The organism is Parasynechococcus sp., from assembly GCF_045559935.1.
Lineage (GTDB): Bacteria > Cyanobacteriota > Cyanobacteriia > PCC-6307 > Cyanobiaceae > Parasynechococcus.
The window spans coordinates 111,373-137,747 of record NZ_JBJLJL010000010.1 but is presented as its reverse complement, the minus strand read 5'-3'; the positions used below and the strand labels follow the sequence as shown (position 1 = coordinate 137,747).

The 26,375-nt window shown below is 64.0% G+C and carries 24 protein-coding genes; 7 read left to right on the top strand and 17 right to left on the bottom strand.

The annotated features are described in order from the left end of the window. The first annotated feature begins 48 nt into the window (after positions 1-48). A complete protein-coding gene (gene cobN, locus ACJ0G7_RS10625) occupies positions 49-3,795 on the top strand; it encodes a cobaltochelatase subunit CobN (RefSeq protein ID WP_407396100.1) in 3,747 nt (1,248 codons plus the stop codon). Here cobN and ACJ0G7_RS10620 read toward each other — a convergent pair. Genes ACJ0G7_RS10620 through ACJ0G7_RS10590 form a run of 7 tightly spaced genes read right to left on the bottom strand, consistent with a single transcriptional unit; the run spans position 3,785 to position 9,889 of the window. Beyond that, complete coding sequence (locus tag ACJ0G7_RS10620; RefSeq protein ID WP_407396098.1) at positions 3,785-4,345, bottom strand: hypothetical protein; 561 nt, start codon at positions 4,343-4,345, stop codon at positions 3,785-3,787. The two genes, cobN and ACJ0G7_RS10620, sit on opposite strands and share 11 nt — an antisense overlap. Before the next feature lie 27 nt (positions 4,346-4,372). After that, the gene (locus tag ACJ0G7_RS10615) at positions 4,373-5,032 is read right to left on the bottom strand and encodes a PHP domain-containing protein (protein ID WP_407396097.1); all 660 of its coding nucleotides are present in this window, start codon (positions 5,030-5,032) and stop codon (positions 4,373-4,375) included. A gap of 1 nt (position 5,033) precedes the next feature. After that, positions 5,034-5,606, bottom strand: a complete 573-nt coding sequence (gene hemJ / locus ACJ0G7_RS10610) for a protoporphyrinogen oxidase HemJ (protein WP_043691109.1) — start codon at positions 5,604-5,606, stop codon at positions 5,034-5,036. Positions 5,607-5,641: 35 nt separating this feature from the next. Continuing rightward, complete coding sequence (locus ACJ0G7_RS10605) at positions 5,642-7,129, bottom strand: cryptochrome/photolyase family protein (protein ID WP_407396096.1); 1,488 nt, start codon at positions 7,127-7,129, stop codon at positions 5,642-5,644. A 1-nt stretch (position 7,130) separates the two neighbouring features. Then, entirely contained in the window at positions 7,131-7,439 is a 309-nt protein-coding gene (locus ACJ0G7_RS10600; protein ID WP_407396095.1) for a hypothetical protein, read from the bottom strand. After that, positions 7,436-9,382 (bottom strand): excinuclease ABC subunit UvrC, encoded by a 1,947-nt coding sequence (gene uvrC, locus ACJ0G7_RS10595; protein WP_407396342.1) that lies wholly within the window; start codon positions 9,380-9,382, stop codon positions 7,436-7,438. Before uvrC ends, ACJ0G7_RS10600 begins: the two co-directional genes overlap by 4 nt. 24 nt (positions 9,383-9,406) lie before the next feature. Next, positions 9,407-9,889 (bottom strand): flavin reductase family protein, encoded by a 483-nt coding sequence (locus ACJ0G7_RS10590; RefSeq protein ID WP_043691094.1) that lies wholly within the window; start codon positions 9,887-9,889, stop codon positions 9,407-9,409. Positions 9,890-9,961: 72 nt separating this feature from the next. Between ACJ0G7_RS10590 and coaD the strand changes: the two genes are divergently transcribed. Both coaD and ACJ0G7_RS10580 read left to right on the top strand, forming a co-directional pair. Continuing rightward, on the top strand, positions 9,962-10,459 hold the full coding sequence (gene coaD, locus ACJ0G7_RS10585; protein WP_407396093.1) for a pantetheine-phosphate adenylyltransferase: 498 nt from the start codon (positions 9,962-9,964) through the stop codon (positions 10,457-10,459). Continuing rightward, complete coding sequence (locus ACJ0G7_RS10580; protein ID WP_043691090.1) at positions 10,456-11,385, top strand: hypothetical protein; 930 nt, start codon at positions 10,456-10,458, stop codon at positions 11,383-11,385. Before coaD ends, ACJ0G7_RS10580 begins: the two co-directional genes overlap by 4 nt. Here the strand turns inward: ACJ0G7_RS10580 and dacB are convergent. From dacB to dapF, 5 genes are read right to left on the bottom strand one after another with little or no spacing between them, the layout of a single operon-like run. Further along, complete coding sequence (gene dacB / locus ACJ0G7_RS10575) at positions 11,369-12,640, bottom strand: D-alanyl-D-alanine carboxypeptidase/D-alanyl-D-alanine-endopeptidase (protein ID WP_407396091.1); 1,272 nt, start codon at positions 12,638-12,640, stop codon at positions 11,369-11,371. The two genes, ACJ0G7_RS10580 and dacB, sit on opposite strands and share 17 nt — an antisense overlap. 23 nt (positions 12,641-12,663) lie before the next feature. Beyond that, entirely contained in the window at positions 12,664-13,173 is a 510-nt protein-coding gene (locus ACJ0G7_RS10570; protein WP_407396089.1) for a DUF4330 domain-containing protein, read from the bottom strand. Between the two features lie 60 nt (positions 13,174-13,233). Then, positions 13,234-13,950, bottom strand: coding sequence for a DUF1995 family protein (locus ACJ0G7_RS10565; RefSeq protein WP_407396088.1), 717 nt, complete (start codon positions 13,948-13,950; stop codon positions 13,234-13,236). 12 nt (positions 13,951-13,962) lie between these two features. Continuing rightward, entirely contained in the window at positions 13,963-15,138 is a 1,176-nt protein-coding gene (locus tag ACJ0G7_RS10560; RefSeq protein WP_407396086.1) for a cysteine desulfurase family protein, read from the bottom strand. Continuing rightward, the gene (gene dapF / locus ACJ0G7_RS10555; protein ID WP_407396084.1) at positions 15,119-16,216 is read right to left on the bottom strand and encodes a diaminopimelate epimerase; all 1,098 of its coding nucleotides are present in this window, start codon (positions 16,214-16,216) and stop codon (positions 15,119-15,121) included. Before dapF ends, ACJ0G7_RS10560 begins: the two co-directional genes overlap by 20 nt. Positions 16,217-16,242: 26 nt before the next feature. Here dapF and ACJ0G7_RS10550 point away from each other — a divergent pair, with 26 nt between their 5' ends. Continuing rightward, positions 16,243-16,464 (top strand): Hfq-related RNA-binding protein, encoded by a 222-nt coding sequence (locus ACJ0G7_RS10550; RefSeq protein WP_043691083.1) that lies wholly within the window; start codon positions 16,243-16,245, stop codon positions 16,462-16,464. 9 nt (positions 16,465-16,473) lie between these two features. After that, positions 16,474-19,089 (top strand): leucine--tRNA ligase, encoded by a 2,616-nt coding sequence (gene leuS / locus ACJ0G7_RS10545; protein ID WP_407396340.1) that lies wholly within the window; start codon positions 16,474-16,476, stop codon positions 19,087-19,089. 25 nt (positions 19,090-19,114) lie between these two features. Here the strand turns inward: leuS and ACJ0G7_RS10540 are convergent, their stop codons facing one another. After that, the gene (locus ACJ0G7_RS10540; protein ID WP_043696472.1) at positions 19,115-20,713 is read right to left on the bottom strand and encodes a glucose-6-phosphate isomerase; all 1,599 of its coding nucleotides are present in this window, start codon (positions 20,711-20,713) and stop codon (positions 19,115-19,117) included. 115 nt (positions 20,714-20,828) lie between these two features. Here ACJ0G7_RS10540 and ACJ0G7_RS10535 point away from each other — a divergent pair, with 115 nt between their 5' ends. Continuing rightward, positions 20,829-21,614, top strand: coding sequence for a helicase DnaB (locus ACJ0G7_RS10535; protein WP_407396082.1), 786 nt, complete (start codon positions 20,829-20,831; stop codon positions 21,612-21,614). A gap of 1 nt (position 21,615) precedes the next feature. Here ACJ0G7_RS10535 and ACJ0G7_RS10530 read toward each other — a convergent pair whose 3' ends face one another. Genes ACJ0G7_RS10530 through ACJ0G7_RS10520 form a run of 3 tightly spaced genes read right to left on the bottom strand, consistent with a single transcriptional unit; the run spans position 21,616 to position 24,579 of the window. Continuing rightward, the gene (locus ACJ0G7_RS10530) at positions 21,616-22,557 is read right to left on the bottom strand and encodes an N-acetylmuramoyl-L-alanine amidase (protein WP_407396080.1); all 942 of its coding nucleotides are present in this window, start codon (positions 22,555-22,557) and stop codon (positions 21,616-21,618) included. Continuing rightward, complete coding sequence (locus ACJ0G7_RS10525) at positions 22,539-24,236, bottom strand: PDZ domain-containing protein (protein WP_407396078.1); 1,698 nt, start codon at positions 24,234-24,236, stop codon at positions 22,539-22,541. Before ACJ0G7_RS10525 ends, ACJ0G7_RS10530 begins: the two co-directional genes overlap by 19 nt. A 1-nt stretch (position 24,237) precedes the next feature. Next, complete coding sequence (locus ACJ0G7_RS10520; RefSeq protein WP_043691075.1) at positions 24,238-24,579, bottom strand: hypothetical protein; 342 nt, start codon at positions 24,577-24,579, stop codon at positions 24,238-24,240. Between the two features lie 8 nt (positions 24,580-24,587). On the opposite strand from ACJ0G7_RS10520, the gene purN reads away from it, so the two are divergent. Beyond that, positions 24,588-25,256 carry a phosphoribosylglycinamide formyltransferase gene (gene purN / locus ACJ0G7_RS10515; protein WP_407396076.1) on the top strand — a complete coding sequence of 223 codons (669 nt, stop codon included), beginning with the start codon at positions 24,588-24,590 and terminating at the stop codon, positions 25,254-25,256. Here purN and argC read toward each other — a convergent pair. Further along, complete coding sequence (gene argC, locus ACJ0G7_RS10510) at positions 25,247-26,353, bottom strand: N-acetyl-gamma-glutamyl-phosphate reductase (protein WP_407396074.1); 1,107 nt, start codon at positions 26,351-26,353, stop codon at positions 25,247-25,249. The genes purN and argC overlap by 10 nt on opposite strands. Positions 26,354-26,375 lie beyond the last annotated feature (22 nt).

Sequence of the window (26,375 nt, the reverse complement as noted above, 5' to 3'; positions counted from 1 at the left end):
GAGCCCGATGGCTGAATCTTCTCACCCACCGGGCAGGAGAATGTCCGCATGCATCGTCTCGCCACCTGTCCCGGGGTCGATCCACCGGAGGACGTTGTGCTGGTGGAGCAGCCGCCGGCGGATGTGCTCTTCCTGACGAGTGCCGGAACCGATCTCACCTGTCTGTCCCGGGCGTTGGCACGTCCAGCCGCTGAAGCGGTGTTCCGAGCCACGATTCGCGGGCTCGCTCTGGACTGTCTGGGCCACCCGGCCCAGCTCGATCACTACCTGAGCACCACGGCCGCGAAGGCCAGGGCGATCGTGGTGCGCCTCCTCGGTGGTCGGGGTCACTGGAGTTACGGGCTTGAACAGCTGCAGGGCTGGTGCGCAGCCGCATCCGATCGCGAGCTGGTGATCCTGGCCGGTACCGCTGATCAGGACGTTCATCTTCACGAACTGGGCTCGATCAATGCCGATCTGGCCGGTCGTCTGGCCGCCTGTCTGCGCGAGGGCGGCGAGCGGAACATGCTGCAGATGCTGGCGGTTCTGCAGCGTCTGCTGGACGGCGAATCACAGCCGGAGGATGCCGGCAGCGTGCACCCGATGCCCGACCCATCGCCCTGGGACTGGCAGTCCGACGCTGGGCCGCGTATCGGTGTCGTCCTCTATCGCGCGCTGTTTCAGAGCGGTGATCTGCGTCTTGCGGAAGCCCTGACCGCGGCTCTGCGATCTCAGGGCCTCTGTCCACGTCTTCTGTGGGTGAGCAGCCTGCGTGATGCCGCCGTTCAGCGCGGAGTGAAGGACCTGCTGCGCCGCGAACAGGTTGAGGTCGTGATCTGTGGCACGGCCTTCGCATCCGTGCGCAGTGCGGATGCCGGGTTCGGCAGTCCGCTGTGGGATGACCTGGATCTGCCGGTGCTTCAGCTGCTGATCAGCGGACGAAGCCGGGAGGAATGGCTCGCGGGCAGCCGCGGACTGACACCGCTGGACCTCACGCTCCAGGTGGTCATGCCGGAGCTGGATGCCCGTCTCTGCACGCGGCCCTGCGGTTTCCGTGATCTGCGCACGGATGATCCCCGGCTCGCCACCGCGATTCCGGGGGTGGTTCCCGATGACGACGGCATCCGCTGGCTCGTGGATCATGCCCGCCGTTGGGTGTGGCTGAGAGAGACCGACGCCAATCAACGGCGGGTGGCCCTGGTGCTGGCGAACTATCCGGTGCGGGACGGTCGGCTGGCCAACGGGGTGGGACTCGACACCCCCGCCAGCTGTCTGTCCATCCTGCAGTGGCTTCAGCAGGAGGGAATGGCCCTTGGTGGGGAACCGCTCCCCTGCGATGGCGAGGTACTCATGCAGAGCCTGCTCGCTGGTCGCACCAATGCTCCGGAGAGCCTGAATCGTCAGCCACTGGATCATCTGAGCCTCTCCGATTACCAGCGGTGGTGGGAGTCCGTCCCCCCCGAGGCCCGACAACGCATCGAGGAGCGTTGGGGACCGCCGGACAGGGCCTGTGACCTGGAGCCCGGGCTCGGCTTTCCCGTGCACGGACTCCGATTCGGTCATGTGGTGGTTCTGATTCAGCCGGACCGCGGCTACGACGCGGATCAGATCGCGGATCTGCACTCACCGGATCTGCCACCACCCCATCGCTATCTCGCGCAGTACCTGTGGTTGAGGGAGCGGCATGGGACGCACCTGATGCTGCACGTGGGCAAACATGGCAGCGCCGAATGGCTGCCGGGCAAATCCGTTGGACTGAGCGCTGGCTGTGCGCCTCAGCTGGCGCTCGGGGCCATTCCGCATCTCTACCCCTTCATCGTCAATGACCCGGGGGAGGGATCGCAGGCCAAACGCCGTGGCCACGCCGTGATTGTGGATCACCTGACCCCTCCCCTGGGCCGGGCCGGCCTGCATGGTCCTCTGCAGCGGCTTGAGGGGCTGCTGGATGAACTGGTGGAGGCTCGCCAGATGGGGGCCGCACGAAGCGCCGACCTGGAGCAGCAGGTGCTCAAGACGCTGCGGCATCTGGACTGGCCCGGTCTGCCGGATCCAGAGCAAGCCGATTCCGATTCAGCGGCACTGGATCTCGCTTTGGATGCCGCCGAGACCTATCTCTGCGAACTGAAGGAAGCCCAGATCAGGACCGGTCTGCATCGTCTCGGAACCCGCCCGTCTGCGGGGGCGGAACTGGAACTGCTGATCGCCCTGGCGCGGCCGCCGAGTCGGGAGGGTCCAGGCCTGACCCAGGCGCTGGCTCGGGTGGTCGGTCTTGCGTTCGATCCCTGGTCGGATGAAGACGGTGAACCGCTGTCAGCGGCGGACCAGCAGCTTCTGGGAGAGCTCGGTTGCACGCGTGCGCGCCGCGTGGGGGATGGCACGGCCTGGCTCGAGAACCAGGCCATGGGTCTGGTGAGCCGGCTGGTCGGCCAGGGATCCGGAAGCGACCTGTCCGCTCCGATCCACGACTGGTCGGAACGGACCCCCCGGGATCCGGTGCTGGAGCGATTGCTCACCCGGCTGTGGCCGGATCTCATCCGTTGTGCGGACCAGGAACGACGCGCCCTGATGCGCGGTGCCGCCGGAGGCCGTGTTCCGGCTGGACCGTCGGGAGCGCCGACCCGAGGACGGCCCGATGTGCTTCCCACCGGCCGCAATTTCTACTCCGTTGATCTGAGGGGCCTGCCCACCGAGGCAGCCTGGGATCTGGGTCGCCGCTCGGCTGAACAGCTGCTGGATCTGCACCTGCTGGAGGAAGGAGAACCGCTGCGGCATCTGGCACTGTCTGTGTGGGGGACGGCCACCATGCGCAACGGCGGCGAGGACATCGCCCAGTTGCTGGCTCTGATCGGGGTTCGTCCCGTCTGGGACGGACCGACCCGTCGGATGGTCGATCTGGAGCTGATCCCGTTGTCTCTGCTGGGAAGGCCGAGGGTCGATGTGCTGCTGCGCATCTCAGGGTTATTCCGTGATGCCTTCCCCCAGCTGGTGGCCTGGGTTGATCGCGCTCAGCGCCTTGTGGCGGCACAGGACGAACCGGGGGAGGCCAATCCCCTGGCGGAGCTCTCGCGGCGAGAGGGACCCCAGGGTCGGATCTTCGGATCGGCCCCGGGGGCCTACGGCGCTGGATTGCAGGCAGTGATCGACAGCGGTGCCTGGGAGGACCGGGGTGATCTGGCCGAGGCCTTTCTGAGCTGGAGTCAGTGGCGGTACGACGAAGGTGGTGAGGGCGTGAAAGACCGCACCGGCCTGGAATCAGCCCTGAGTCGCGTGCAGGTGGTGCTGCACAACCAGGACAACCGGGAACACGATCTGCTCGATTCCGATGATTACTACCAGTTCCACGGGGGGCTGGCTGCTGCGGTGGAACACCAGCGTGGGCAACCCGCTCAGATGTGGTTCGGCGACCACTCCCGGCGGGAGAGACCCCGCCTGCACCGGTTGGAGAAAGAGATCGACAAGGTGATGCGCAGCCGTCTGCTCAACCCCCGCTGGATCGAGGGAATGCAGCAGCACGGATACAAGGGGGCCTTCGAGATGGGGGCGAGTCTTGACTATCTGTTCGCCTATGACGCCGCCACGGATCGTGTTCCGGACTGGTGCTACGGAGCCCTCAGCGATCAATGGCTCGCGGATGATCGAACCATTGAGTTCCTGATGTCGAGCAATCCCTGGGTGCTGCGCGACATGGCGGAACGTCTTCTCGAGGCGTCCAACCGCGGTCTGTGGCAATCAGCTCAGGCTCAGCAGCTGCAGCTGCTGAGCCATCTGGTGCACCGCAGTGAGGCCTGCATCGAACAGGGCGGACCTACTTGTTGAGATCCCTGACCATCTGACGGAACGGATCGATCGAGCCGGCGGGGCTCCGACCTCCGGCGTTGCCGGGCTTGGTCACCTCAGGCTCTGACTTCAGAGATTCCTTGCGACCGACAGGAGCGGCGTCCGCGCTCGACGGCACGTTGACTCCAGTCACGGCAGCACCCTTGAGACGCTGCTTCATCTCGGCGGTGCTGACCTGTTCGGCAAAGGTCTTCTTGACAGGCTTCGGGACACCGCCGACAGGACTGACCGGTTCCTCCTCCTTCTTCACGACACCACCGAGGCCGTCACTGCGGCGGGTCACCTGTTCGGTCTCCGCTGCCACCACACTCACCCGTTCCTTCGTGCCGGGGGAATCGGCCGTACCAGGGAAGGTGCGGCGGATCGTCTTCGATTCGCGCATGTAGTCGCGGTCCCCCAGGGAGGAGGAGGAGTCGGAATCGAGGAAGAAGGCTTCCGCCTTTTCGGCCTTCTCAGGTCTCGGCTTAATCGGCTTGGAGTCTTCGGAGCCACTGTTGACGAAGCTCTTGACTCGATCAAATAAACCCATGCCGAGTGGATCTGACTTGCGTCGAACTTAGCGGCCGCTCAGGTCCATTCCGTGACTGTCGGTGCCACACGTACGCAAAAGGCCAAGTTCACGGAGCTGCCGGTCGATCGTTTCGCAGATCAAAGGGCTTGGTCGCCAGTGGGGCTGCATCTCGTAGTCGTACCAGGCTTCACCTCCATCGAATCCCAGACGGGCGGCCTCCTCGATGAGCAGGTCATGGCCGAGTCGGTAGCGGGCCGGATGGGCCAGCACGGCAAGCCCGCCCGCCGCGTGGATCGCCCGGACGACGCTCTCGGCTCGCAATGCTTCACCGACCACGGCATCACCACGGTTGTAGGGCTGCAGATCCCGGTGATTCAGCTCGAAGCCGAGCGCCAGCACGTGGACCAGACAACCCTTGAGCAGGGCGCTGATCTCCATGCCGCTCCACAGGGTGGGCACGGTCCGGCCCGAGTCCCGCTGCCGGGACAACCAGTCACGCATGGCGGGATGCGCATGGGAGCTGTGGTGATCGGTCACCGCCAGGTGCGTCAGGCCCCGCTCCGTTGCCTGGGTGATCAGTTCCTCAGGGGTCAGACTTCCATCGCTGCAGATGGTGTGGCAGTGGAAGTTCAGCGTCCCGGGGCAACTGGAGGATCCGACCTGCTCCAGCACCGTGCTCAGAGGGTGATCAGTGCGCGTTGGCATCTCAGGCCTCCGCTGCCGCTTCGGCGCGCAGACGACGCCAGCGCGCGTAGAACTGGATCGACGCGGCCATGAACACCACCAGTCCGACGATGAACCAGGTCGCGGCGCTGGTCGGGAACTGGTTCTTGAAGACCACCAGCATCACAACCAGCACCAGCAGCAGGGTGGGCAGTTCGTTGAACGCGCGCAACTGACGCCCGCTCCACTGACAGCCGCCCGTCTTCAACTGTCCCATCAGCCTGTAGCAGAGCAGGTGATAGGCGAGCAGTGCGGCCACGAAGCCCAGCTTGGCGTGCATCCAGCTCTCATGAAGCCAGCCGGGTTGAAGCAGCAGCAGACCGATCGCCATCGCCACCGCGACGACCATTCCCGGGGTGGTGATGATGTTGGCCAGTCGCCTCTCCATCAGTTCGTATTGCGCCCGGAACGGTTGCTGCAGCTCGGGAGCCAGCTCATCAGCCTCAACGTGATAGATGAACAGCCGAACGAGGTAGAAGAGGCCAGCGAACCAGACCACCACACCGACGATGTGGAGAGTCTTGAACCAGAGGTAAGCCTCAGGAGGAAGCGACATCACCGCAACCGCACTGGAAGGACCATACGCAGTGCTCAGGTGAGGCCGTCAAGAAAGTCGCCGGCCCGACGCTGATGGGCGATCAACACCTCCGGGGCCATGCGATCCAGATTCCGGGCCATCATCGCCAACCGGTACTGACTGCGGAAAAAGGCGTCGTGGCGTTTGATGAACGACCAGAACAGACCGTCCCAGATCTCGCACCAGTCACCCTTGCGGTAGTCCGACATCTTCCGCACGTAGTTGGATCCGGAGAGGTAGGGCTTGGTGGTGAAGATGCCTCCGTCCGCGAACTGGCTCATGCCGTAGACATTGGGGACCATCACCCAGTCGTAAGCATCCACAAACAGCTCCATGAACCAGGTGTAGATGCGGGTCGGGTGAAAACCGCAGAGCAGCATCACGTTGCCCAGCAGCATCAGTCGTTCGATGTGATGGCAGTAACCGGTGCTCAGGGCATGGTGGATGGCGTCATCGATGGGGGGAAGGCCCGTGGTGCCCTCATAGAACGCTGATGGGATCGGCCGGTCCTCGAAGTCCCAGAAGTTGCCGTTGCGCATCGTCACGCCATGGAGGCGGTACATCGCTGCCATGAACTCCCTCCAGCCGATGATCTGACGCAGGAATCCCTCGAGGGAATTGATCGGGATATCCCCCTCCCCGGCTCTGTCCATCGTCCGGTTGATCACCTGCTGCGGCGTGAGCAGGCCGCAGTTCAGCATCGGTGTCAGCACCCCGTGCCACATCACCCGATGCCGGGTGCTGATCGCGTCTTCGTAGGCCCCGAACTGCTGCAGGCGATGCTCCAGAAAATCATCCAGCCATCGGCTCGCATCGGCATGGGTGATGGGATAGGCGAAGTCCTCCCAGGCCCCGATCCCCGGCAATGACTCCTGGATCAGCTCCCGACGCGCCAGGTCCACGTGCCGGCCGCCGACCTGACGCGGCTCCGGGGGAACAAGAACCGTTTTGGGCAGCTTCTTGCGGTTGTCGGCGTCGTAACTCCAGCGCCCTCCAAGGGGCCCGCCATCGGCATCGATCAGCAGATCGAGCCTGCGGCGCTGCATCTCGTAGAAGCGTGCCATCAGCGGTTTCCGTCCGCCACTGAAATGCTCATCCAGCAGGTCGGTCGGCGTCAGCAGCAGCGGTGTGGGGCTGATGGTGAGCTCAGATCCGGCTCGCCGGACGAAACCCCGCAGGCGCCGGTGCAGCACGTCATCGACGGGGTCGGCCAGATGGAAGCTTCGGTAGCCGGCTGCATGCAGCAGCCCAAGATGCCCAGCGGTGTCGGCAGCCTGATCATGGCGCTGGTGCAGAACGGTCAGCCCCCTGCCACGGAGGTCGTCGCCATAGGCCTTCAGCGCTGCACGGTGCAGCAAAAGACGCTGACGATGGACACGCATCGGCCAACGGGGATCCGTGCCGAAGAACAGCGGATCCTCGATCAGCGCCACAGGTCGCCCGGCCGTGATCGCCGGATGCTCAGCGAACAGCTGATGCGGAAAAACGATGGTGATCTCCATCTCAGACAGGCTCACCGGCAAGCCGGCAGGCGCGCCGACCGAGGGCCGTGGCGAAGCCTCGATCCACCTGTCCGACACGCGGACTGAGAACACCGGCCCTGCAGTCCATCACCACCTTTTCGCGATGGCCCTGCTGGTCATTGAGGCGAAGAACCAGTTGCCAGTGGTTCTTCGCGCTGCGGGTGATGCCATCCGCACACACAGGGCCCGTGCAGAGCCCCGGCGCGGCCTCGACGACGCCCGCGATGGTGAACCACAGCACGCCGAGCAGGATCAACAGTGCCCTGAACGGGAACAGCCGACGGATCATGCGCTTTGCTCCCGGGTGTCATCGCTCCGCTCGGACGCATCCGGATGAAAGAAGCCGTGAATCTCCCGGGCCAGGGACGATCCGACCCCTGGAGCCTGGGAAAGCCTTTCGATGCTTGCCAGCTGGATCGCGTCGATCGAATGGAAATGGGCCAGGAGCTCTTTCACGCGTTTGGGACCGAGACCAGGAATATCGGAGAGGCGTGACCGCTTCATCCGTTCCCCACGTTGCTGACGATGGAAGCTGACCGCGAATCGATGGGCTTCATCCCGGAGACGACGCAGCAGAGCCACACCCAGCTGGTCCGGTTCACTGTCGAGCGGCTGGCTCTCACCGGGCAGAAAGACCTCTTCCCGTTGCTTGGCCAGGGAGCAGACCTGCAGCTCCTCCTGCAGGTCCAGTTCGCGCAGAGCCTCCATCACAGCTGAGAGCTGACCTTTCCCCCCATCGATCATCACCACATCCGGCCAGTCATTCAGCCCGTCGGTCTGCAGCGCACTGCCACCCCGCCGGCGGAGTGCCGCCAGATCCGCCCCCTCCGCCTTGGCCCTCGCCCAGCGACGGAAGCGACGCCTGATCACCTCGGCCATGGCCATGAAATCGTCGCTGTGGCCGGAACGGATGCTGCTGCTGCGGATTTTGTATTTCCGGTAATGCTGCTTTGCCGGAAGACCATCGATGAACACCACCTGGGAGGCGACCGCATCACTCCCCTGGATGTGGCTGATGTCGTAGCCCTCGATGCGCCGCGGTGAACCCGACAGTTCCAGAAGCTGCGCAAGATCCTCCATGGCCAGTGCCTGCTGTTCCTGGCCCTGCTTGGCGCGGAGCAGCTCGAACTCGGCATTGCGTTGCACCAGCTCGATCAGATCAGCCTTCTGCCGTCGCTGGGGCCAGTGAATCTGGACTTTGCGTTCTCGCTGCTCCGTCAGCCATTCCTCCAGCAGATCCTGTTGCGGCAAGGAGTGCTGCACAAGAAGTTCCGGAGGAATCTCGACCGAATCCACCTGGCTGTAATGCTCCTCGATCACGCGCTGGAGAATCACCCCCGGCTCCAGTCCTGAAGCATCCGCCGTGTACCCGAGCCGTCCGACAAGCTTTCCCGCCCGCATCTGAAACAGCTGAACGGCCGCGACACGCTCATCACTGGCGAGGGCCAGCACATCCCGACTCACCGAGGAGTCCGGGAGGCTCATCTTCTGATCCGCCGTCAACTGATCCAGCCCTTGAAGCTGATCGCGAACCCGTGCAGCTGATTCGAAATCGAGACGCTCGGCATACCGCTCCATCTGCTGCTCGAGCAGCTTCTGAAGCTCATCGCTGCGGCCCTGGAACACCATCGCCACCTTGCGCAGGGTGCGGTGATAGTCCTGCGAGGTGATCATTTCCTGGCAGACACCGGGGCAGCGTCCGATGCTGAAGTTGAGACAGGTGCGATCCGGATGCAGCGGGCGTGGACGCTGCCGAAGCGGGAACACCCGTTTCACGAGAAAGAGGGTGCGTCGCAGCAGCCCGACATCCACATAGGGGCCGTAGAAGCGATCGAGCGGGCTACGGAACCGCCGTCGACGGGTGATGAAGATCCGTGGATAGGCCTCGCTCCAGGTGATGCACAGATAGGGATATTTCTTGTCGTCCTTCAGCAGCACATTGAAGTGCGGCTGATGGTTCTTGATCAGATTCGACTCAAGGGCAAGGGCCTCGGCTTCGCTGTCGGTGACGATGAATTCGATCTCACAGACCTGTCGCGTCATCAGACGGATGCGCGGCGACAGGTCATGACGGCTGCGGAAATAGCTGCGGACCCGGCTGCGCAGGCTCTTGGACTTGCCGACGTAGAGGATCCGGTCGTCCCCGTCTCGCATCAGGTAGCAACCCGGCTCAGCGGGAATGTCCCGGAGCCGGCTCTCCAGCACCTGAGGCCGGGTGAGCAGAGGTGCCACCGACGTGGACTCGTCCAAACCGTTTCAGCCGCCGTAATTCCAGCCGGTGCTTGCCAGGGTGAGTGCCTCGCCGTCAGCGAGCAGCTGGGCAGACTTCACTTCGCCGACGAACACGGTGTGATCGCCATGCTTGACCTGGCCCACCAGTTCGCATTCCACTCCGCCGATCGCCTCCTCCAGCAGTGGCAGTCCGAGCTCTCCCTCACGGAAGGGAGCAGCTTCGAATCGACCTCCCATCGCCTTCTGCGGTTTGAAGAACACCGCGACCAGATCCTTCTGATCAGCGCGCATCACGTTGAGTGAGAAGCGCCCGGTGCGCTCGATGATGCCGTGGCTGGTGCTGTCGGCACGAACACCCATCACCACCAGAGGCGGTTCAAAGGAGCCCTGAGTCACCCAGCTGGCTGTGAAACCGTTGACCTCATCCCCTTCCCGCACTCCGCAGACGAACAGGCCGTGAGGGATCTTGCGCAGGAGAACCTTCTTCGCGTCAGCGTCGAGGGGCATCGAGATGGGAGTCGTTCCCTGAAATCTAGGCAGAGCCCTTCTGCATAGGATCCGACCACGGTCTGCACAGCCATGAGGGCGCTCTATCCCGGCAGCTTCGATCCGCTCACGAACGGTCACATGGATCTGATCGAACGGGCGTCTGCGCTGTTCGGCGAGGTGATCGTGGCTGTGCTGTCGAACCCCAGCAAGAAACCGCTGTTCACCGTCGAGGAGCGGATCGCTCAGATCCGGGTCTCAACGGCGCACCTGGAGCGCATTGAAGTGATCAGCTTCGACGGACTGACCGTGCATTGCGCGGAGGCCCATCGTGCCGATCTGATCCTGCGGGGACTGCGGGCGATGAGTGATTTCGAATACGAGCTTCAGATCGCCCACACGAACCGTTCGCTGGCGGAGGATCTGGAGACCGTTTTCCTCGCCACATCAGCCCGACACAGCTTTCTGAGCAGCTCTGTGGTCAAGGAGGTGGCCCGTTTCGGTGGGCCGGTGGAGCACATGGTCCCCTGCGAGGTTGCGTCCGACCTGAACAGGCATTTCAATTCGGCTTTCACACCTCCGGTGACATGAGTGACGCCCGGTTCACCGTCCTCGATCAACTCGATCAACTGGAAGAAATCGTGCTGGAGGGAAGTCGCCTTCCCTTCACCGGTGGCCGGCTTGTCAATGAAGGGGATGCGGTCGAGGTGCTTGATGCCATCCGCGAGGCGATGCCCAAGGAGGTGGAGCGGGCCGGACAACTGCTCGACCGCCGCGATGAGTTCATCAACACGGCCCGTCAGCAGGCGGAGGAGATCGTTCAGCAGGCTCAGCGCCAGCGTGAACAGCTGGTGAACAATGCCGCGATCCGACAGGAGGCGGAGCGTCAGGTGAACGAACTGCGCGAACAGACCCGCCAGCAGTGTGAGCAGGTTCTTCAGAACACACGCCAGCAGAACGCCAAGCTCGAGCAGGAGATGCAGGCGAAGACGGCTCAGCAGGAGCAACAGTTCGCAGCCCGCAGGCAGCAGCTGGAACAGGAGGGGCTGGAGCGTCGTCAGCAGCTCGAGCAGGAGGCTACGGAGATCAAGCGCCAGTACGCCGAGCAGCACGAAGCCAACCGTCAGCAGGCTCTGCAGGATCTCGAGACGATCCGCCGGGAGGGGCTGCGTCTCCAGAAGGAAAGCCGTGACGAAGCGGAAAGGGTTCACAACGATGCCCTCCAGTTCCGTCAGCAGACGCAGCAGCAGTGTGAATCCCTGATTCAACGCAGTCGTCAGGAGGCTGCCAGTGTTCAGGACGGTGCCAATCGCTATGCGGAGCAGACCCTTGGAGAACTGGAGGTCCGCCTCAAGGAGATGGCCCAGGTGGTGATGGCCGGACGCCAGGAACTGGTGAAGATCCAGACCATCCGCACCCATGAGGAGGTGAATGGTTCCTCGGAGGCCAACACCGTGCCGATCACGCGGGCCCGGCGTGGTGCAGGCCGGGTTCGTTCCGTCAAGCGCACCGGCTGAGGCGTTGGCTGGCCCTCAGCACCTTGCCCATCACGGTGTTGGGGGTCGATCCTCCGTTGGAGATCATGCTCACGTAGCGCGGTCCATCGGCTGTTTCCAGGATTCCTGAAAGAGTCCGCACCCCGCGCAGTGTTCCGGTTTTGCCCCAGAAACGTCCCTCGAGGGGCGTACCGCGATAAAGACGTCTCAATGTGCCTCGCTGTCCGGCGATCGCCATCGAGGCCTGGTAGTACGAGGCCATCGGATGCTGCCCCATGCGGAGCAGCAATTCAGCCAGCGTCCGGCTGGTGACGCGATTGCCTCGGGAGAGCCCGCTGCCATCACGAATTCGAAGCCCGGCAGTCGAGATCCCCTGCGACTGCAACCAGCGGGTGTTGGCGAGAGCGGCTCGGTTCACGTCCCAGTCGTCCGCGGCTTCACGCAGCAGCACCTCAGCCGTGAAATTGTGGCTTTCGGTGTTGGCCAGACTCAGCAAGGCGTGCATCGGTGCCGAGTCCTCGCTGTGCAGCACCACCGTGTCGTCACCGGCGATCGGAGCCCCTCTCTCACGCTGTTCGTGGTCGACCATCACCATGCTCAGTCGCCCCCCCTGCTGGCGTGCCGTGCTGTCGAGAATGCGCTGCAACCTGGCAGCGGGATTCATCACCGCACTGCTCAGTGCATTGCTGGTGAGCGCCAGTCGCGTGATCGGTGCCCCGTAGGCATAGGTTCGATCCGCCTGTTGCCAGTCGCTGGGCCACCAGCGGCGTTTCGGCTCTTCACGAACCAACAGCCGGATCGGTGTTTCCGGAGTGCTGGTGCTTCGGGAGCCCCCCTCGCCAAGGGCCACCATCGCGAACCGCTGGATTTCAGCGATGCTCAGGTCCGGATCTCCCTCGCCCACGATTTCCAGAGAGCCATCGGGGTGACGCAGCAGCCTGGTGCGCAGGCGGAAATCTGTTCCCAGACGATCCAGCGCAAAAGCAGTGCTGATCAGCTTCTGGTTGGAGGCCGGAACCCGGGGCACTGTGCCGTTCACATCGGCCAGCAAGGCGCCGTTCTCATCGAGCACGGTGATGCTCCAGGCCCCGATCTGAGGTCCGAGCACCGAACGGATCGTCTGCTGCAGGGCCTCACACAGGCGTCCCGGTTGCAGTTGCAGCGATGGACGTCCCTGCTGATGTTGCGGCGCCGGGGGCGAGAGCAGGGCGGACGGGATTTCACCGGTCTGCGCCAGAGCTGGAACAGACGCCGTCAGCAAGCTGATGCTGACCATCGCGCAGCGACGCATCACGCCCATCACAGGAGCTGCACTCCACTGACGGTGCCGTTCACCCGGTAAAGACGGCCCTCCAGCTCGATCGGTGTGCCGATCTTCAGCTTGGTTCCGCCGACCACAACACCGGACGACTTCGCTTCCCCTCTGGCTTCCAGCAGGAAGCGGGCATGGACGGGAAGGGCGGGATTGGGATTGTCCGCCTGGACGACATCCCCATCAGGAAGAACCGAGATCAGGCGATTCGTGAACTGTTCGACTCCGATCAGCTTCAGGCGACCAGCCGGTTGGTTGCGGATGACGAGGCTCACCTCTCCTTCCTCCCGGATCGCATTCATCAGGCCTTCCGGATCGGCGGCCACCAGATGGCGGACATCGACGCTCACGCGGATGGGTTGGATCGCCCCCGTCGCCTGGGCGACGGCATTGGTCAGCTTCGGTGACCACACGGCACCAGCGAGGGCCGACAGAGCGATCAGAGCAGCCAGTCCGTCCAACGGAGTGAGCTGGCGCAACCACGAAGGACGCTGCATCGATCGCACGATTGGACCCGAACCATACGGATTGTTCGCTGATGGATCAAGCGATTCGGATCAGTTCCGAAGTCCGTCGAGGAATCGGTCGACGGTGTTCAGCTGCGCTGCGATGCCCTGGGTTCCGTCCGTTGACAGCAGCTCGGCAAGATCTTCGGAATCAGGCCGGGAGCTGAGAGTTCCGGCCAACCGGTAACCGTCCGGGTCCTGTCTGAAGACCCGCCAGTCATCCGGATGGATCCGCATCAGGGCTCCGGCATCGAGTGGCTGCAACCAGTAGCAGGCGGTCCAGGACGCAACGAATCCGCGCCGTCGTTCCCGGGCGACACTGCCGATGCCGACGGCAGCGTCCTCGAGCCGGCCGTTGAGCATGACCACCATGCCGGCATGGGCTTCGCAGATCTCCTGGAAATCCTCGTAGTCGGAGGGTTGTGGGGAGATGGCCAGGATCAGATCCGTGCGGTCACCCGCCTCGGTTCCTGCCGACCACTGGTTGAAGTCCTTGATGAATGTCTGCAGCTCCGGTGCTTCCCGGCGGGCCAAGGCGGCAGCACCCGCATCCGGCCAGAGCAGTGTCGGTTGAAGCCCTGCTTGCTTCAGTGCACTCCCCAGCCGCAGGGCGATGGGAAGCAGCCGAAGACCCTCAAAGAGCAGAGATGCGGCCAGACGGCGACTGGGAACAGCACCGATCGCGTCGAGCACAGCCCTCTGAAGATCCAGCTCCGCGGTGGCCAGATCAGCAGGGAGATGGTCCGGTACGGGAGTGGATGTGCTCATTGGACCAGCATCTCAGGTGCACGACTGGCGGGCTGCATCCAGGCGATCCGGGACCGTGGCCAGATCCGCATCGCTCAGCCACGTGCCCAGGGTGAGCCGCAATCCCGAACGGCGCCAGGCCGGAGCCGTCCCCATCGCGGCGAGCACTGGACTGTCCTCCGTCCGGCCTGCATGGCAGGCACTGCCGCTGCTGCAGGCGAGTCCATCCCGTGCCATCGCCCGGACGACGGCACGAGCGGACAGGGGTCTGTCCTGGCGGTCGCCGATCAGGAGGGAGATGTGGTGAGGCAGCCGCGCCTGGAGCTCAGGACCCAGCAGATGCACACCGTCCATGCGCAACAACCTCTCCAGAAGACGGTCCCTCTGGATCCGAACCGACGGATCACCCGGCGGCACAGGATGCACCGTTGGATCGAAGCGGGGCAGACCCCGCATCGCTTCCGCCATGCCAGCGATCAACGCCACGGGCTCGGTGCCGGAACGGATGCCCCCTTCCTGTCCACCTCCGCCCAGGAGCGGATCGGGGACCGAATCGCTTCGGTGCAGCAGCAAGCCGACACCACGGGGGCCCCGCAGCTTGTGGGCGGAGAGACTCAGCAGATCGATGGGATGGTCGTGCCAGCGGATCAAACCCTGGGGGATCACCTGAGTGGCGTCGGTGTGGAAGGTGATTCCGCGCTGCCGGCAGGCCTGCGCGACCTTCAGAACCGGTTGCAGAGCTCCGACCTCGCTCTGCCCCCAGATCATCGACACAAGCTGTGTCGGTGGGGCGAGCATCGTCTCGAGCAGCTCGAGCCGGATCAGTCCATCGCCGTCCACAGGCCAGTGCAGGAGCTGCCAGCCCTGCCGCTCCAGCCGCCGTGCCGCTGCCACCACGGCGGGATGCTCCACGGCGGAGATCACCAGACGGGCAGGGTCCCTTTTGAGCGCCGTGCCCAGCAGAGCCAGATGCACCGATTCCGTGGCGCCGGAGGTGAAGGTGAGCTGGTCGCGTTCCGCCCCGAGGGCGCTGGCAATCGACTGACGGGACCGTTCCAGGCAGTCGGCAGCCCGGATACCCGGACCATGAAGGCTGCTGGGGTTGGCCCAGGTGTCGGCCTGGACAACGCGGATCCGTTCGATCACGTCGGCCGACGGAGGGGTCGTCGCCGCCGCATCCAGGTAGATGTCAGCCTTCGCTTCGCTCATACCGACTGCGGATCCGTTGTTCCAGAGACTCACTCGCAAGATTGAGCATGGAATCCAGCGAGGTGTTGTTCAGGAAGGCCTGGACTTTCTGCTGCGCTTCATCACGGAGGCAGTTGTCTGGCCGGAGACAGGCTTCCGAACAGTCCTTTGCACAGTCGAACAGGTCAGGGTTGGGCTCGGCCGTCCCGATGCTGGCCTGCATGGCCGGGGCCATGCTCGGAATCAGATCCGGTGACAGCACCCCATCGAAGACGGCTTCGGCTGGCCCGGTCATCAGAACGGATCCCTCACGTCCGCTCCAGGCGATCTGCAGCGGTCCGCCAGGCAGCAGCACCTCCGCCTGGTCATCACTGAGTCCGAGCAGACTGGCGGCAACGAGCGTCGCGCAGGCACCGGTGCCACAGGCAAGGGTCGGTCCGGCCCCGCGCTCCCAGACGCGGATCTCCAGGGAGCGGCGGTCGTGCACCCGCAGAAAGTGGACGTTCGTGCGTGCAGGGAACATCGGATGCCGTTCCAGAGCAGCGCCCCAGGTGTCGAAGGGGATGGCCTCGAGATCCTCGACCGGCACGACCACATGGGGATTGCCCATGCCGACGGCAGCCACCGCCATCTCCACACCATCCAGATCGATGACGCCTTCCGGAAGACCACGGTCCGATACGGCCAAGCCCGTGGGCACCTGATCGGACAGCAGGAAGGGTGCTCCCATATCGACCTTCAGCTGACCGTCCCCCTGAAGCTCCGGGCAGATCAGACCTGCCGGGGTCTCGATCGACCAGCGGATGCCGACAGGGGAGCCGTCACTGTCGGCCAGAAAGCGGGCCAGACAACGGATGCCATTGCCGCACATCTCCGCCTCCGTGCCGTCGGCATTGAAGATGCGCATGCGCAGATCCGCTGCTCCCTCCGGAGGCAGGGCCAGGATCACTCCATCACCGCCCACTCCGAAGCGTCGGTCGCAGACCCGCCTCACCCATTCCTCAGAGGGGTCAACGATTTCAGCAGGGAGCTGACCTCTGCGTCCCTCGAGGATCAGGAAGTCGTTGCCAAGTCCCTGATATTTGCTGAAGTGCAGCATGACCGCTGGGGAACTGTCCGAATCCTATGGAGACCACCCCACTGGACTCGAGCCTTCCCGGCGTCCGATTGCTGCAGTCCTGGATCCGGGAACGCTGTCCGCTCTCCATCGAAGTGCTCGGCGCGGAGCGACTGGAAGGACGGCTGGTCTGGCAGGACCCGGAATTTCTGGCGATCGAACGGCCGGGAGCGCAACGCCCGGTGCTGATCGGGCGCCGGCAGATCTGCGTGATCCGTCCACTCGGCTGAAACTGCAGGCTGTGGCACGATCGCAGCCTTGCCGTCGACCGGTCGCCCGTGAACAGCCGCTACGAGCCCTCCGAACTGGAGCAGCGCTGGCAGTCGAGTTGGCGTGACCTTGGGACGGACAGAACCCCAGAGGATCCGACAAGACCGGTTTTCTACGCGCTGTCGATGTTCCCGTATCCCTCGGGAACTCTGCACATGGGTCACGTGCGCAACTACGTGATCACGGATGTGATCGCGAGGGTGCAACGGATGCGCGGCCATGCCGTTCTTCATCCGATGGGATGGGATGCCTTCGGCCTTCCTGCAGAGAACGCAGCGATCGAACGGAATGTCGACCCCGGCGAATGGACGGACCGAAACATCGAACAGATGCGCGGCCAGCTCGACCGTCTCGGACTGTCCATCGACTGGGATCGCGAACAGGCGACCTGCCACAGCGATTACTACCGCTGGACCCAGTGGTTGTTCCTTGAACTCTTTGACGGTGGGCTGGCGTACCGCAAGAACGCGACGGTCAACTGGGATCCCGTCGACCAGACGGTGCTGGCGAACGAACAGGTGGATGCCGACGGCCGATCCTGGCGTTCCGGGGCCCTGGTGGAGCAGCGGCAGCTGAATCAGTGGTTTCTGCGCATCACCGACTACGCCGAGGCACTGCTCAAGGACCTGGATCAGCTCGACGGCTGGCCCGAGCGTGTCCGCACCATGCAGGCCAACTGGATCGGCCGATCGGAGGGGGCCGAGATCACCTTTGCGGTCACCGCTGATCCAGCCACCACCCTCACGGTGTTCACCACCCGGCCGGACACGTTGGCCGGAGCCAGTTACGTGGTGCTGGCTCCGGAACATCCGCTGGTGGATCAGCTCCTCGATGCTGATCACACGGATTCCGTGCGTCGCTTTCAGAAGGAGGTCGCACGACTCAGCAACCTGGAACGCACCAGCGACGACGGACCCAAGCGGGGTGTCCCCATCGGCGCCGGTGTGATCAATCCACTCACGGGAGAGGAGCTGCCGGTCTGGATCGCTGACTACGTGCTGGCCGACTACGGCACCGGCGCTGTCATGGGCGTGCCCGCTCACGATCAGCGGGACATGGCCTTCGCAACCAGCAACAAACTGGCTGTTCGCCAGGTGATCGAAGCCGACGGCGCAGCCGATGCGATCGCGGCAGGGCAGGCATGGACGGAGCCGGGGCAGTTGATCAACTCCGGCCGTTTCGATGGTCTGGATTCCAGCGCTGCCAAGACGGCGATCACCAGCCATGGCAGCGCAGAGGGTTGGGCCCAGGCCAAGGTCACCTACCGCCTGCGGGATTGGTTGATCTCCCGCCAGCGGTACTGGGGGTGTCCGATTCCGGTCATCCACTGTCCGAGTTGTGGTGCGGTGGCTGTGCCTCGAGAGGATCTGCCGGTCGAGCTGCCAAGGGGGATCGACCTCTCCGGGAAGGGCGGTTCGCCTCTGGCCCAGCAGGAGGACTGGGTGAATGTCCCCTGCCCGTCCTGCGGTGAACCGGCCAGACGTGAGACCGACACGATGGACACCTTCATGTGCTCCTCCTGGTATTTCCTGCGCTTCGCGGACCCGCACAACAGCGAAACACCCTTCAGCAGGGAAGCGGTGAATCGCTGGTTGCCCGTTCAGCAGTACGTGGGCGGCATCGAGCACGCGATTCTTCACCTGCTCTATTCCCGGTTCTTCACCAAGGCCCTCAGGGATCGAGGCCTGATCGATGTCGGTGAGCCCTTTCAGCGTCTGCTGACCCAGGGCATGGTGCAGGGCACCACCTACCGCAATCCGGTCACGGGCAAATACGTGGCACCGGCCGACGTCGTCGATCCCGCAGATCCCAGGGATCCCGTGACGGGTGATGCCCTTGAGGTGCTGTTCGAGAAGATGTCGAAATCGAAGTACAACGGGGTCGATCCTGCGGCTGTCATCGACCGTTACGGCGCCGACACCGCCCGAATGTTCATCCTGTTCAAAGCTCCTCCAGAGAAGGATCTCGAATGGGATGACGCTGACGTTGAGGGCCAGTACCGCTTCCTGCAACGGCTCTGGCGCCTGATCGACAGCTCACGGCCCCTGCTGGATCAGCAGGACGCCGGTGAGGATCGTCCCGCTGAGCTCACGCCGGAGGAAGCGGATCTGCGACGGGCCGTTCACACCGCCATCGAGGCCGTCACGGAGGACCTCAGCGATGACATCCAGCTCAACACGGCCATTTCCGAGCTGATGAAGCTGTCCAATGCCATCAATGCCACAGATCTCCCAGGCCTGCGTGTCGCCGTGCTGCGTGAAGCCCTTTCGGTGCTCGTGCGTCTGCTGGCCCCGTTCGCGCCTCATCTCGCCGAGGAGTTCTGGCAGAAACTCGGGGGGAGCGAGAGCGTGCATCAGCAGAGCTGGCCGGAGCTGGATGCCTCAGCGCTGGTGCAGGACAGCGTTGATCTGGTGATTCAGGTGAAGGGGAAGGTGCGGGGATCCATCAGCGTTCCCGCCGATGCGGACAAGGAGACCCTCGAGAAACTCGCCCTCAGCAGTGAGGTGGCTCAGAAGTGGCTCGAGGGAGCAGAGCCGCGCCGGGTGATCGTCGTGCCGGGCAAGTTGGTGAACCTGGTGCCCTGAGTCACTCAGCTGCAAATCAGTGGTTTCAGACCTTGCTGAATCGCATGCTGGCGGGACTGGACCAGTCGCCTTCAGCGGTGTACCCGCGCTTGTTGCCGGTGAGGTGCCGCATGATCCAGAAGACTGATTCGTCGGAACCCTCCCCGAGGGCCTGACGGATCTCCGTGACGGAACGGGATGCACCGTCCTTGAGCACGCCCTCCACACGGCTCTGAAGATCCAGCACGGCGGCAGCTGCTTTCTTGCCGGCTTCCACCCCAGGCTGGTGATAGGCATTGATGTTCACCAGCTCTCCGTAGAAGCCGACCGCCCGTTCAAACAGTCCGATCAGCGCGCCGAGACGGCGGGCATCGAAACGGCGCATGGTGATGCTCATGTTCTGACGACCTCCTTCCGTCAGTGCCGATCGGGTGCCCTGCAGGAATCCATCGAGGAAATCCCCTGGACGCTCCTCCTTGATCTCGGGAATGTCCTCAACATCCTCGAGACACTCGATGAAGGTGGCGAAGAAGTTGTCGACTCCGTCTCTCAGCTGCTGCACGTAAGCGTGCTGGTCGGTGGATCCCTTGTTGCCGTAAACCGCGATGCCCTGATGCACCACGTTGCCGTCGCGGTCGAGACGCTTGCCGAGGGACTCCATCACCAGCTGCTGCAGATAGCGGCTGAACACCTCGAGACGATCGCGGTATGGAAGCACCACCATGTCGCGCTTGCCCTTGCCGTCGCCGGCAACGAACCAGGACGCTGCCATCAGCGCAGCAGGATTGCGACGAAGATCGGCCACCCGCGTGGCTTCATCCATCTGGGCGGCACCACCCAGAAACTCGCGGATATCGCATCCGATCAGTGCTCCTGGGAGCAGGCCGACGGCGCTGGTGATGCTGGTCCGTCCGCCGACCCAGTCGAACATGTCGAACCGCTGCAGCCAGCCCTGCTGCCGGGCCTCGACGTCGAGCTTGCTGTCCAGCATGGTGATCGCGACGGCCTGACCCGCCCACTGGCCGCCGTTGGCCTCGACTCGGTGACGGGCCTGTTCCATGCCCAGGTGAGGTTCCGGCGTGCCACCGGATTTGCTCACCGTCACCACCAGCGTTGTCTTGAGCTTCTCTCCGAGGGCTTCCAGCACGGCGCTCATGCCGTTGGGATCGACGTTGTCGAAGAAGTGAAACGGCAGACCTTCCCCATGGCGCTGGAGTGCCCTGATCATCAGAAGCGGGCCGAGGCCGCTGCCGCCGATGCCGATCCAGAGCACATCCGTGAACGGTTCCCCGTTGGGGGCCTTGATGGTGCCGCTGAGCACGTCCTTGCCGAACGATTCGATCTGATCGATCTCGCGGGACACATGAACGCGCACCTCCTCGGAGGGGGCCAGCTGGGGATGGCGCAACCAGTAGTGACCGACCTGGCGCTGCTCATCGGCATTCGAGATCGCACCGGCCTCCAGCTCCTGCATCGCCGCAAAGGCCTTGTCGAAGCCAGGCTGCAGCTGATCGAGATGGGAGGTGTTGAGATGCATCCGGCTCACATCAAGCCAGAGTCCGAGATCGTCGTGGTACCAGATCAGATCACAGAATCTCTGCCACTGGATCTGTGCATCGGTACCGTTGAAATCCGGAAAACTCATCAGGGCCTGAGGATGCACTCACGATGAAGTTATCCATCTTCGAACGGACTGCCCATCGCCTGCGACACCACGGCTAATTTCTGTGCCGTGTTGTTCCCGTCCAGCTCTGCACTTCATGGGTGAGTTCCTGCGTCAATCCGCTCTGCCACTGCTGGCATGCCTGGGACTTGTCACCAGTTCGGCTGTGCTTCTGTCTGGGAAGGACCATCGACAGACCGTTGCGGACGAGAACGCGCAACAAACCATCACCCAGCAGGGGGACCCGACGGATTTCTCCGCGGAGGAACTGCGGATGCTGCAGGTCCGCTTCGGGGTGCACGGCCCTCAGACACCTCTCGCCCAGTTGTTCACCAACGGAGTCGACCAGCTTCAACCGCTGCGGACCCGCACCCTGGATCAGCTGCGCTCGTTGAAGAGCGATATCCACCGCCAGTCGGCGCGATATCGCGTCAACCCGATGCTGCTCACGGCAATCCTGTTCGATGAGATCCAGCATTCCAAACCGGGGGAATCCCTGCCCTTCATCGCCCACTCCGGTCTGGTCCGCACCCACGGTCCCGCCCAGATCGGGATTTCTGAGCTGATTCATCAGAACTGGCTACCAGAGGATCCCAGCGACACCGACATCGCCTGGGCACGGGAACAGCTTCTGGATCCTGCCTTCAACGTTGAACTGCTCGCCGGCAAGCTGCAGCGGCTGAAACGTGCCCTTGGACTGCCGGCTGAGTCGATGCTTCAGGCGAGCCGCTCCTATCTCGACGCCAAGGCGATCGCCACACTCACCTATCTCCACAACGGCAAACTCGATTACCCGGCTCGGGTTCTGCGTTACATGCAGGACGCCGAGCTGCACGGACTGATCTACAGCAAACAGCACGGCGGCGCGGACTGGCTGATCTGACTCAGGGGGTCAGGGCCCTGGCGACACACAGATCTCCGAGCGAAGCGAGCCGGCTCTGAAGAGCTGCCCAGTCGAAACTGCGTGGGTCACTGCGTTCGCCTCCGATATCCACATGCCGATGGGTGGTGATCGCTGCCGGCGGCAGGTTGAAATCGCGGATCCAGCCCGACAGAACAAGGGCGAGGGCGTCGTACTGAGACGAGCTGTAGCCGCTGTGGCGTGGGTTGTTGTTGGCCCCTTCGCTGGGGGTCTCCAGGCTGACGTGCAGGGCGAAGTTGTTGACCGAACCCTTGAAGCGCTTGTTGGTGATGGCCCACTCCCCCAGGAAGGCGGAGTAGCCGGCGCCATAGGCACGCAGGGACGGGTCCACCAGGTCGAGAACACGACCATCCCTGCCGATGAGGGTGTGATAACTGACCTGATCCTCGTCCCGGGGATGGGGTGTCAGGAAGGTGTTCACCGCAGAGGTCATCGAGTAGACCGTCTCGTGCATCACCACCACCCGGGGGGTGATGTCCAGGCGGCGTCCGAAGGCATCGCGTTCGTGCCGCCGACCGAAGTTCGTGGCGTCGATGGCGAGATCGGACCGCCAGGACGCTTCCTGGCTCATCAGCGTTTCCAGGCGCTGCTTCACCGCGGGATCGATGCCTGAACACTGGCGGGCCAGGGGTGAGGTCCAGGATCGAGCTCGGGGGGCCTGCGGCGCGGTGTCGAGGGGAGCATCCTCCAACTGACGGCCCCGCTCCTTGCTCACCTGATCCAGCAGCTCAAGCAGAGAGGGGCGATCACCGGCGTGGGAGCGTTCCCCCTGTTCACCTCCAAGCCAGGTCACCAGCACCAGGGTCAGGGCCCCCGCAGCCAGGGCACTCAGGAGAGCACCTGGATGCCTGCCGATCATCTTCAGAACACCGGACAGGCGACGATTCAGAGGATCTGGAACCATTGATCCCGCAGGGCCCGCTGAGATGCGCTTGACCCAGGGTCCCAGGAGAGCAGCCAGCGGTCTACCGCTTCGTCAGGAATCAGATGCGTTTCAGCGAGGCAACCGCGGCGCGCATAGACGATCGGAACAGGCGTCGAACCCTTGAGTAGTCCGGAGATGTCGGTCATCCGCCGCAGCCGCCGGCCCCGAACGGCGATCAGTTCATCATCTGGAACCAGGGCCGCCGTGGCAGCGGGGCCGCCAGGGCGGACGCGGCTGACGAGCACCGCGCCACCCTCGTCCCGCAGAGTCATGCCGGGATCGGGGGATGAACGCATCACCGGATCCAGGCGCAGGCCGAGCTCCTGCGTGCAGGCTTCCAGCGGCAGGGAATCCGGCTGATCAAGCCAGGTTGCGAGATCATCGGAGAGGGCCGGATCGGATTCCGCCAGCAGGGCCTGGATGTCGCCGCGGTGGAACCCGCGGGCGCTTCTGCCGTGGCTGCCCCAGAGCCGGCGCAGCAGAGACGACAGGGATGAGTTGCGCCGGCGCAAGCGAACATCCAGGCAGAAGGCCGTTGCAGCTCCGAGGCGGTAGTAGCTCACCTGCGTGTCGCGGGAGGTCGCCGTCGCCTTGTAGAGCTTCACCCACGCCTCCCGGGCGCTGTCGGACAGGCTCTGCACCCGACGTCCCGGCGTGAGCTGCACCCTTGAAAGCTCATCGCCGAGATCGGCAAGAAAGGTCGGCCGGTCACTGCGGCCCGCGAGCAACGTCAGGGCCAGATCGAAATAACTGGTGATGCCCTCGGCGAACCAAAGCCCCTCACTGATCACCGCGGAGCCGTAGTTGTAGGGACGCAACTCCGCAGGGCGAAGACGGCGGACGTTCCACTGGTGCAGGTATTCATGACCGATCAGCTGCAGCAGCTGCCGGTATCCCTCCGGTTTCTCCAGTGCAGCCCAGCTGTAGTGCAGAACTGCCCCGTGATCATGCTCAAGCCCGCCGTAACCGTTTTCCAGAAGAATCAGCACCAGCTGGTAGCGGTCTGCCGCCGGCGGTGGTGTTCCCATCAGGCGGCAGGTGGCCTCGCAGACGGCGATGACATCGTCGAGGAAGCTGGGGGGCCATCCTCCGGGGGGCGCTCCGATCAGAAGCAGCTGATGCTGATGATCCAGCACGCGGAAGTGACGGACTTCGAGGGAACCGGCATGCACCGGACTGTCGACGAGTGCATCGAAGTCAGCGGCGATCCAGCCTTCGCCGGAGTGATCAAGGGGAACGTGAACGGACCAGTCCTCCGGTGCGCTGACGGTCAGTTGGTGGGCGCTCCAGCGACATCCCTCCACTTCCATGGCCAGGCCCGCCAGGCAGAGGGAGGCGAGGTCCGGATCCAGGTGGCAGGTGCGCACGGTCAGGTTGCGCGCCTCCACGGCGTAACTGAGCGTGAGCGGAGCCAGATGGGGCAGATCGGCCTGCCAGCGCGATGGTGTGACACGTCGGAACGGGACGGGTCCGCCCTCAGACTCGAGCCGCAGGCTGTGAAGGTGCTGCACGTGATCCCGAACCGTGTAGGACCCGGGTGTCCAGACCGGCATCTGCCAGGACTGGTGCATAGTCTCCGGAGACCAGCTCAGGCTGACCCGAACCGTCTGCCGTTCAGGCTCGCGAAGGTCGAGATGGATCCGGACAGCGGAACTCACCTCAGCACTGGCCGATGCTGAACTCAGCGGTCGGCAGATCGAGGGACTGCAGTGAGTCGATCGCCGACAACAAGGCGTAGCGACGCGAGAGGCGCTGCAGACGGGAGGACAACCCCGGAATCCGCTGAAGATCTCCGTGCAGACGGATCACGCCCTGGTCATCGATGCACCAGCCCATGGGACGGGAGCCGTCGCGGAGCGCCAGCAGATCCACGGATCGGGGGGCGCGACCGAAATCAGGCAGGACCCCATGGCGGATCACGTCGAACCCTTCGAGCCCCAGTGCGGTCTCAAGCAGGTCGAGGCGGGTGAAGACGGTCGGCAGGATGGAGAGATGGGACATGAATCCGGATGCCCGCTTTCTCAGACCCTAGCCAGCGTGAACCGGCTGACCAGGCCCTGATGCATCCCCACGCAGAACGGGGCGCCGCTCTGCGTGCTCCGCTGCGACTCGGCGTGATGGCATCCGGAAACGGGACCAATTTCGAAGCCCTGGTGGAATCGATCGCGGCGGGGGAGCTGCGTGCGGAGATCCCTCTGCTGGTGGTCAACAACCCAGGATGTGGTGCGCAACAGAGGGCGCAGCGTCTCGGCGTGCCCTGCAGCGTGCTGGATCACCGGGTCCTGCGCGATCGCGTTGAACTCGATCGTGAACTGGTGCGCCGCTTCCGGGAAGCGGAGGTGGAAGGCATTGTGATGGCCGGCTGGATGCGCATCGTCACACCGGTGCTGATTCAGGCGTTTGCGGGTCGGTTGCTGAACGTTCATCCCTCACTGCTCCCCAGCTTCCGGGGTCTGGATGCTGTCGGGCAGGCCCTGGCCTCTGGCGTGACCATCAGCGGTTGCACCGTTCACCTGGTCACCGAGGAGCTCGATGCCGGCCCGATCCTTGCCCAGGCGGCGGTTCCAGTGCTGGAAACGGATGATCACGTCAGCCTGTCGGCTCGCATCCGCCGCCAGGAGCATCGGGTGTTGCCTCAAGCCGTTCTCAGGGCCGGACTGCGCTGGCGTCAGGGATAGAAGGCCTGCAGAGGAAGTCCGGTTTCCGGCTCGAGACCAGCCATCAGATTCAGGCATTGAATGCCCTGACCGGCCTGTCCCTTGATCAGATTGTCGATGGCACTCATCAGGATCAGCTGCCCGGTTCGGGTATCGACCTGCACCGAGAGCATGGCGCGATTGGTGTGGCGCACCCACTTGGTGGCCGGATAGGTACCCACCGGCATCACCTGCACGCAGGGATGATGGCGATAGACCGCCTCCAGCACCGTCGTGCAGTCCTCTGCGGTCAAGCCCGGATCACGAAGCCGCGCGTAGACGGTGGACAGCAATCCGCGCACCATCGGCACCAGATGGGGTGTGAACTGCAGTTGCACGGACTGCCCCGCAACCTCCTGTGCGAGCTGCTCGATCTCGGAGGTGTGTCGATGGCCGACGACTCCGTAGGGCGCGATCGATTCGGAGGCCTCAGCCAGCAGCATGGCCTCCTTGGGAACACGTCCTCCCCCGGAGGTACCGGTCTTCGCGTCGATGATGATCCCGTCGGTGTCGATCAGCCCCTGCTTCAGGAAGGGCAGCAGCGGCAACAGGCTGGCGGTGGGAAAACAACCTGGGGCCGCCACCAGCGAGGCCTCGGCGATCGCCGGACCATGCCATTCCGGCAGCCCATAGACGGCATCTCGGCAGAGATCGGCATCGGTCCTGTTGAGACGGGCGGCTTCCTGGGCGTAGACCTGATTCCACTGCTCAAGCGACCGGTAACGGAAATCGGCAGACAGATCGATGACGCGAACACCCCGCTCCAGAAGACGGGGTGCGAGCTGACAGGCCAGTCCGTTCGGGAGGCTCAGCACCGCGTAGTCAGCGGCCTCCGCTACGCGGTCGGGATCAGCCGACTGGACCTGTGGATCGTCGGGAAGGGGGAGGAATGGACAGACCGAACTCCAGCGCTGTCCGGCACTGCGCTCTCCCCCCAGAAAGGTGACATCGAAGCGAGGATGCCCGAGCAGAAGCCGCAACGTCTGAAGCCCGCCGTAACCCGAGGCACCGATCACCGCGACTCTGGACGGCTCCGATGACGTCATCGCGGCCAGGGGCGACGGGATACTGCTGTCCATGGGCGGTATCAAACCGCGGCTG